At 57.0% G+C, this 7,211-nt stretch carries 10 protein-coding genes and 1 riboswitch; of the genes, 6 read left to right on the top strand and 4 right to left on the bottom strand.

Features of this window, described 5'->3' with window-relative positions:
• Position 1: 1 nt before the first annotated feature.
• On the bottom strand, positions 2–1,882 hold the full coding sequence (gene thiC / locus HUV48_RS12525; RefSeq protein ID WP_176268137.1) for a phosphomethylpyrimidine synthase ThiC: 1,881 nt from the start codon (positions 1,880–1,882) through the stop codon (positions 2–4).
• Between the two features lie 43 nt (positions 1,883–1,925).
• Positions 1,926–2,034, bottom strand: a riboswitch (TPP riboswitch).
• A 238-nt stretch (positions 2,035–2,272) separates the two neighbouring features.
• Here thiC and HUV48_RS14705 point away from each other — a divergent pair.
• The 4 genes from HUV48_RS14705 (at position 2,273) to HUV48_RS12545 (ending at position 4,614) form a co-directional block, all read left to right on the top strand.
• Complete coding sequence (locus HUV48_RS14705) at positions 2,273–2,788, top strand: hypothetical protein (RefSeq protein WP_225871699.1); 516 nt, start codon at positions 2,273–2,275, stop codon at positions 2,786–2,788.
• A 217-nt stretch (positions 2,789–3,005) separates the two neighbouring features.
• Positions 3,006–3,485, top strand: a complete 480-nt coding sequence (locus HUV48_RS14710; RefSeq protein WP_225871700.1) for a hypothetical protein — start codon at positions 3,006–3,008, stop codon at positions 3,483–3,485.
• A gap of 425 nt (positions 3,486–3,910) precedes the next feature.
• Positions 3,911–4,363 carry a hypothetical protein gene (locus tag HUV48_RS12540; RefSeq protein WP_176268140.1) on the top strand — a complete coding sequence of 151 codons (453 nt, stop codon included), beginning with the start codon at positions 3,911–3,913 and terminating at the stop codon, positions 4,361–4,363.
• A gap of 11 nt (positions 4,364–4,374) precedes the next feature.
• On the top strand, positions 4,375–4,614 hold the full coding sequence (locus HUV48_RS12545; protein WP_176268141.1) for a hypothetical protein: 240 nt from the start codon (positions 4,375–4,377) through the stop codon (positions 4,612–4,614).
• Here the strand turns inward: HUV48_RS12545 and HUV48_RS14715 are convergent.
• Positions 4,553–4,948, bottom strand: a complete 396-nt coding sequence (locus HUV48_RS14715; protein WP_225871692.1) for a DUF6471 domain-containing protein — start codon at positions 4,946–4,948, stop codon at positions 4,553–4,555. The genes HUV48_RS12545 and HUV48_RS14715 overlap by 62 nt on opposite strands.
• Here HUV48_RS14715 and HUV48_RS12550 point away from each other — a divergent pair.
• On the top strand, positions 4,884–5,837 hold the full coding sequence (locus HUV48_RS12550; RefSeq protein WP_176268142.1) for an IS1595 family transposase: 954 nt from the start codon (positions 4,884–4,886) through the stop codon (positions 5,835–5,837). The genes HUV48_RS14715 and HUV48_RS12550 overlap by 65 nt on opposite strands.
• Before the next feature lie 110 nt (positions 5,838–5,947).
• On the opposite strand, the gene HUV48_RS12555 is transcribed toward HUV48_RS12550, so the two are convergent.
• On the bottom strand, positions 5,948–6,253 hold the full coding sequence (locus tag HUV48_RS12555) for a hypothetical protein (protein WP_176268143.1): 306 nt from the start codon (positions 6,251–6,253) through the stop codon (positions 5,948–5,950).
• Between the two features lie 239 nt (positions 6,254–6,492).
• The gene (locus HUV48_RS12560) at positions 6,493–6,924 is read right to left on the bottom strand and encodes a hypothetical protein (protein ID WP_176268144.1); all 432 of its coding nucleotides are present in this window, start codon (positions 6,922–6,924) and stop codon (positions 6,493–6,495) included.
• A 63-nt stretch (positions 6,925–6,987) separates the two neighbouring features.
• Between HUV48_RS12560 and HUV48_RS14720 the strand changes: the two genes are divergently transcribed.
• Positions 6,988–7,211, top strand: a 224-nt coding sequence (locus HUV48_RS14720) for a hypothetical protein (protein ID WP_404799937.1), incomplete at its 3' end; no start/stop codon positions are given.

Raw genomic sequence — 7,211 nt, forward strand, 5'->3', positions numbered from 1 at the left:
GTCAGTCATGCTCGCGGTCGCCTTGCCCGATATAGAGCTCGCGGCCGGTTTCCTCGTAGATGCGGGACATTTCCTCCATGCCTTCTTCCGCGACCTCGCGCTCGTCCTCGCTCGTCTCGCGCTTGATATTTTCCGCCGCGAGATAGCTGTCGGAGTTCTGCTTGGCTGCGAAGTCGCGCACTTCCTGCGTGATCTTCATGCTGCAGAACTTCGGCCCGCACATGGAGCAGAAGTGCGCGGTCTTGGCGCCTTCCGCGGGCAGGGTCTGGTCGTGGTACTGCTCGGCCGTGTCGGGGTCGAGGCTGAGGTTGAACTGGTCGCGCCAGCGGAACTCGAAGCGGGCTTTCGACAGCGCATCGTCGCGGACCTTGGCGGCCGGATGGCCCTTGGCGAGGTCGGCGGCGTGAGCGGCGAGCTTGTAGGTGACCACGCCCACCTTCACGTCGTCGCGGTCGGGCAGGCCGAGGTGCTCCTTCGGCGTGACGTAGCAGAGCATGGCGGTGCCGTACCAGCCGATCTGCGCCGCGCCGATGCCGCTGGTGATGTGGTCGTAGCCCGGCGCGATGTCGGTGACGAGCGGCCCGAGGGTGTAGAACGGCGCTTCGCCGCAGGCCTCAAGCTGCTTGTCCATGTTCTCCTTGATCTTGTGCATGGGCACGTGGCCAGGGCCTTCGATCATGACCTGCACGTCCTCGGCCCAGGCGCGCTTGGTCAGCTCGCCCAGCGTGTAGAGCTCGGCGAACTGCGCCTCGTCATTGGCATCGGCGATGGAGCCGGGGCGCAGGCCGTCGCCCAGCGAATAGGCGATGTCGTAGGCCTTCATGATCTCGGTGATCTCGTCGAAGCGCTCGTAGAGGAAGCTCTCCTTGTGATGCGCGAGGCACCATTTCGCCATGATGCTGCCGCCGCGGCTGACGATGCCGGTGACGCGCTTGGCGGTCATCGGGACATAGGGCAAGCGCACGCCCGCGTGGATGGTGAAGTAGTCGACGCCCTGCTCGGCCTGCTCGATCAGCGTGTCGCGGAAGATCTCCCACGTCAGGTCCTCGGCGATGCCGCCGACCTTCTCGAGCGCCTGGTAGATCGGCACGGTGCCGATGGGGACGGGGCTGTTGCGGATGATCCATTCGCGCGTGTCGTGGATGTTGCGGCCCGTGGAGAGGTCCATGACCGTGTCCGCACACCAGCGGATCGACCAGACCATCTTCTCGACTTCGCTCGCCACGTCGGACGCGACGGCGGAGTTCCCTATATTGGCGTTGATCTTGACGAGGAAGTTGCGCCCGATCGCCATCGGCTCGGCTTCGGGATGGTTGACGTTGGAGGGGATGATCGCCCGGCCGCGGGCCACCTCGTCGCGCACGAATTCGGGTGTGACGTATTCGGGTATCTCGGCGCCCCACGAGTTGCCTTCGGGCGCCTCGCGCAGCTTCTCGCGGCCGAGGTTCTCGCGCTCGGCGACGTATTCCATTTCCGGCGTGATGATGCCTTGCCGGGCGTAATGCATCTGGCTGAGGTTCTTGCCGGGTTTTGCGCGCAGCACGCGGGCCGCGACGTTGGGGAAGCCGGGGACGCCGCCCGAGCGGTCGGGGCCGAGCTGGCCGTTGTCTTCCGGCTTGGTCTCGCGCGCGGCATATTCCTCGACGTCGCCGCGTTCGAGTTGCCACGCGCGGCGCAGCTGAGGCAGGCCGGCACGGATGTCGATCTGCGCGTCGGGGTCGGTATAGGGTCCGGAGGTGTCGTAGACGCGCACGCTGGGCTCGCCGCCTTCGAGGTCGATCTCGCGCATGGCGACGCGGCGGTCTCCGACGTGGATCTTGCGGCTGCCGCGAATGGGACCGGTCGTTACGCCGATGTCGAATTTCGAGTTGATGTCGGCCATGATGCTCTCTCCGTAAGGCGGAAGAAGAGCGGGTTTTCTTTTTGAGAAACCGACCGCCCACTCCCTCCGCCGATGCTAATCGGTTCAGGTTCGACGGGTCGGGCGGTGCTAGACGCCCCTCTCAGCGCAAGCGCGCTCCCCGGGGATGGGGAGGGTGTAGCGCGGATCGATGCGGGTAGCAAACGGGAAGCGTGGGCGGGTAAGTCGCTAAGGTTCAAACAAACAGCCAATTCCCTTCGGAGTATTTCAGCGAACGGGGGTCGTATGGTGGTGGCAATTTTTGTCATTTCTTGGGGGGCGATAGTGCTCGATCCCTTTTTAAGGGACGTGCACATGAATCATTTCAAAACTCGTAAAGCGCTTAAAACGACTAGTGCGGCCGCGGTCGCGATGGCGGCAGGAACAGTTTTCGCAACACCGGCGTTCGCTGACACTACACCCGATTGCAACGCTGACACTGGGCCTGATGGGCTGATCGGTACGGCGGATGACGGGCTCGAATGCGGTGTCGGAGCTTCGGCGACCGGGAGTGAGTCGCTGGTCGTTGGATCAGGTTCTCACGCTAGCGGAGTAGGAACGCTGGCGATTGGCAATGGAACTTCGGCTGATGGCTTTTATAATATTGTAATCGGAAACGACCCGCAGGCAGGATTCAACGCTCAAGGTTCTGTGGCGATAGGTGTCGGCGCTATAACTTCACAAACACGGTCTGTCGCAATCGGCGGTAGCGTTTTGAGCGAAGATACCGCCGCCAAGGCTTTAGGCGATAGCTCGATCGCCATCGGCGGGTCGAGTTATACCGATGCGGACGCTACGTTAGGCATTGCAATCGGCAATAGGGCGAGCATTCGGCGGGTCGAGTTATACCGATGCGGACGCTACGTTAGGCATTGCAATCGGCAATAGGGCAAGCATACAGAACGGATCTAGCTTCTCGGTCGCCGTAGGGCCGGGCGCCAGCGTAGATGGCGCTTGGAGCGCCGTTGCCATCGGCGGGGCCCCAGTGGTGAACGAAAGCAGAACTGTTTCGTTCGGTTCAGAAAGTCATACGGGACGGCTGGTTAATATAACTGCCGGAGTGAATGGAACGCACGCAGTCAATTTGGACCAGCTGCGTGCTGCGATGAGTGAGGCCGGATCTCCATATTTAGCCGTAAATTCGAGCTCTCTAACAAGCGGTTCCCCAGTTGCGGCTGACTCCGATGCAATTGCGCTAGGTCATCGTGCTACTGCGGGGTCAATAGGGTCAATTGCTTTGGGAAGCGAGGCAACTGCCAGTTCAGTATCAGATGTCGCGATCGGATTTCTTAGCAGAGCAAGCGGCGGCGCTGCGGTCGCGCTTGGCGGGGAGTCATTGGCAACCGGCTTGAACGCTACGGCGGTTGGGTACGGAAGCAGGGTGACTGCCGAACTCGGCGCTGCGCTCGGATTATATGCCAATGCAAGTGGTTTAAGTTCGCTGGCACTCGGTTCGAATTCGGCCGCGTCGTTTGAGAACTCGGTCGCTCTAGGTAATGGTTCGCAGACCTCACGTCCAAATAGCGTGTCGGTTGGAAACAATGATTTCGGTAGAAATCGGCAGATAACAAATGTCGCTGCGTGAACCGAAGATCATGATGCTGTAAATCTTGGGCAACTAAACGCCGCCGTCGAAGGTATTGGCGGTACTTTGGGTTTCGTAACCAACATCGTCGGAAGCGCTCCTACAGCCTTTGGCTCCTCCATCGCGGCAGGAGACTCGGCGCAATCAATGGGTTCGTCGGAAATAGCGATTGGTGCTTACGCGTATAGTGAGGGGTCATTTTCTAATGCCGTCGGTGCTTTCGCAAGCGCTTATGGCACAAGATCAAATGCTTTCGGTGTAAGCGCTATCGCTTCGGCTGAACAAGCGAACGCGATAGGCTCGGGCGCGCAAGCAAGCGGCATTATGTAGCAAACGCACCAATCCGATTACAGACAGATGGCCAGTGATGGCGGCTGTAATCATTGGGGATGCACAGCGCCTTTCGACTCCACAGAGTGAGGGGAATGGGGCAAACAGTGCTCATGGGGCTTTTCTGGCAATATATAGGGCAAGTTCTTGCCTTCACCTTTCGAGGGTCTGTTCGCCAGACAGACAGTTGGCAAATTGTGGCAGGGGGAACAGCCCTGCCTTCTCTCGCCCTTGGTGCGATCTACGGCTTGCTGGGGCGAGATATGCCTACAATTGAGCAAGCCGAATGGGCTACATATTTTGGCTACGGCTTAATTACTTGGTTAGCGATCCGCTTTCTCATCGCTCCATTCTTCATCTGGAAAGAACAGCACGAAGAGACCGCAAAACTTCGCTTAGAGCTATCAAAACCAGAACAGATGATTATGCAGCGTCTTGCTACTCACAGGGCGAAAGCACGTGCTAAACTTGCGGCTGAACTGGAAGATTTTCAGACACACAGTTTTTTGAAGTCACTGAAGAGAATGAAAAAACCGCGGAGACACTGAGCGCTAAGCAAATGACCAAGATTAAGCGTTTGCAAGCTAGCGCCGGTTTATCAGACTCTTTTGAGAAGGGGCGAGGGCAACTACTAGCGCTTGTACATTGTGAAGCCCGCCTACCAAACGAGGACTTGGCTCTTAATAGAAAGTCAGACGAAGTTTTAGAGCTATTGCAGCAATATCTTGTTGGGGATCTTACAGCCGAAGCTCTTGCACTCCAATTGCCGACAGACATTGAACCAAGAAAACGGCAGTAAACTTGCCGCGGCTAATCTTGTTTCTGATATTCGGCTCAGAGTCCATAACGCCTATGTCAGCCAGCTTTCCGGCCAGCTCGGCATAGGTCACGTTCTTACGCTTCAACTCGACTTTCAGGAGGGTCTTTACCCGATCCTCCCATTCCTTTTCCGTCACGTTCGCCAAGCCGCCTCCTAAGTGATAAATATCACCATACGCGATGCATTGGCACTTTACAAGACGACGTATTGCCACTATATACGATGCATAGGCAACGGATATAGTTACAATGGCACAGCATTTTCTCCTTTCAGCAAAAGCCCGCACTCTCTCGCTCGCGAAGGTATTTCGCATGGGCGAAGATGCCGCTTACGGTCTGTTCTGCGAAATGCGTTGGCCGGAAACTGATGGTGAGGCAGTTTGCCCCCGTTGCGGTTGCACCGACAGCTATTTCCTCAAGAGCCGCCGCAAGTACAAGTGCGTTGCCTGCTACCACCAGTTCTCGGTTACGAGCGGCACTATCTTTGCCTCGCGCAAGCTGTCGTTCACCGATCTGCTGGCTGCGATCGTTATCTTCGTGAACGGAGCCAAGGGCATCAGCGCCCTACAGGCAAGCCGCGATCTGGACGTTCAGTACAAAACCGCTTTTGTGCTGTTCCACAAGCTGCGCGAAGCGATGGCCCAGGAATTTGCAGACGTGAAGCTGAACGGCACTGTCGAGATCGACGGGGCTTACTTCGGCGGATACGTGAAGCCAGAAAACAAGAAAGCAGACCGTAAGGACCGCCGCCTGTCCTTTAACCGTTCGGGCAAGCGCCAGTGTGTTGTCATTATGCGCGAACGCCGCGGTTGCTCGCTGCCGTTCATCGTAGCCAATGAAGGGGATGCCGTTCCGTTCGTTCGCGACCACGTAGGTACTCTCGCCACCATCCACGCCGACGAAGGCACTGGCTGGGATGCGCTATACGCCGGTTGGGATACCCGCCGCGTGAACCACTCGGTTCAGTTCATGGACAGGGGCGTTTGCACCAATCAGGCCGAAAGCTATTTCAGCCGCCTGCGCCGCATGGAAATCGGGACGCACCACCATATCGCAGGCCGTTACCTGAACGCCTATGCCGGTGAAGCTGCATGGCGCGAAGATCACCGCCGCGTGGACAACGGATCGCAGGCCATGACGCTTACCGGCGCTGCAATGGAAGCAAAGGTAAGCCGCCTGTGGAAAGGCTACTGGCAGCGCTAATTGACCGTGCGGTGGAGAGGTACTATATTACCTCCTATGAAGCGCCTGCGATTAAAATTGATAATGTGGATGGGGCGCGTTTTGCGCGTCCCCATCCAAGTTCATAAATCCTATTTTTGAACGACGTTAGGCATTAACAATGCCAGCGTACTGGGCATGTTATTCACGCCCCTGAATACGCCATCGTCGCCGCTTACCTGCAAGACAAGCATTTTGTCACGAATATGACTAAACTGAGATAGTACATAAAGTCTGGTTTCGAAATCTGACAAACTCTCGCCAGTCTTTACAAGAACGAACGAGGTTGTTTCTTCCCAGTGCATTTCACATGCGCGGATTTGCTTCATCAGCGACTGGTAGCGATCGTTGTACGAGGCATCATTTTTGATTTCAAAACTTACTGCATAGATAGGCATTGCAACGTTCCTTCAACTTGTCGCAACCGCCTTGACCTATGAGTGTACAGGGGTACTGTACCCCTGCTTGTTAAAGCTCGGTCCACCACGACGGTTGCTGTTCAACCAAAGGTGGAATGAAACGGGGTCAGGCGCCACACCTGGCCCCAAATCATGTCAGCTAAGCACTAACCCTGAAAAAATGATTCGTTTCAAGCACATGCGCGCTTTAATTGGGGATTGCTGCGGCTTCGACTAATCTAAGCCAGCAACTCCCACGTCTTGCGGTGCGCCTTCGTATCCTGCTGGCGCACCTTACCCTCTCGCTTCATCTTGTGCAGCGCTCCGTAGGTGCGGCGTACCATGCAATCGCGCACACGCTTGTCTCGCGGGTCTATGCTGCGCTCCTTCATGACGTACTCTGCAATCTCGGCAGTGTGGAGCGGCTTTCCAGCTTCCCTGAAGCAACTGAATATGTGGCGGGCCATCTGGCCCACTGGCGCGGCATGAATGGCCGGTACGCGCTTGCTGCGGCCATGTACTACCAGTTCGGGATCAAAGACCCGTATCGCGCCCTCAATGCTCACTAGGTCCGCTTCCAGCATCGCTAGAGTGTCCTTGGCTATGGTAATATCGCGGAGCAGTTCGCTGCGCTTCTCAACCAAGCCGCTTAAAACGAATGATGTAGCCATACGCGATACATAGGGCACAACCCGCGATGGCATCTATAATTCATTTGGTGCGTTTGCTACATAATGCCACAAGCAAGTGGAGCGGGTTCAATTGCAATTGGGGGCGATAGCATCGACGATCATTTTGGACGTTCTCCCGTAGGAGCGAGTGTTAGTGGTGCTTACGCAATCTCATTGGGCGCAGACAGCCTAGCTGAGCAATCGGCCTCCATTGCGATTGGTCAGAATGGAGTAGCCTCTGGGGTTGAGGCGGTTGCGATTGGTTTGAACTCGGTAGGTTCGAACGA

It is taken from the genome of Qipengyuania atrilutea (assembly GCF_013370205.1).
Classification (GTDB): domain Bacteria; phylum Pseudomonadota; class Alphaproteobacteria; order Sphingomonadales; family Sphingomonadaceae; genus Actirhodobacter; species Actirhodobacter atriluteus.